Here is a 231-nt window from a genome sequence, read left to right as displayed (position 1 = left end):
TTCCAAAGTATAGCGGCTGCTCCTTCTGGTGAAATTACAGAATAGGTGGAGTTTTCTAGCATAAAGATACGATCTCCTACGCCTAATGCAAGGGCACCACCACTTCCACCTTCACCAATTACAACACAGATAATAGGAACCTTAAGCCCTGCCATCTCAACTAAGTTTCGAGCAATAGCTTCACTCTGTCCCCGTTCTTCTGATTCAATACCTGGGTCAGCCCCTTTTGTA

At 45.0% G+C, this 231-nt stretch carries 1 protein-coding gene; it reads right to left on the bottom strand.

Annotation, left to right across the window (positions count from 1 at the left end; all coding sequences use genetic code 11):
• A partial coding sequence (locus AOA62_RS32385) for a carboxyl transferase domain-containing protein (RefSeq protein ID WP_368665723.1) occupies positions 1-231 on the bottom strand: 231 nt, incomplete at both ends.

It is taken from the genome of Pseudomonas sp. 2995-3 (assembly GCF_002742565.1).
GTDB classification, from domain to species: Bacteria; Pseudomonadota; Gammaproteobacteria; order Pseudomonadales; family Pseudomonadaceae; genus Aquipseudomonas; species Aquipseudomonas edaphica.
The sequence above is the reverse complement of the archived record's forward strand: the minus strand, read 5'-3'. Positions and strand labels throughout refer to the sequence as shown.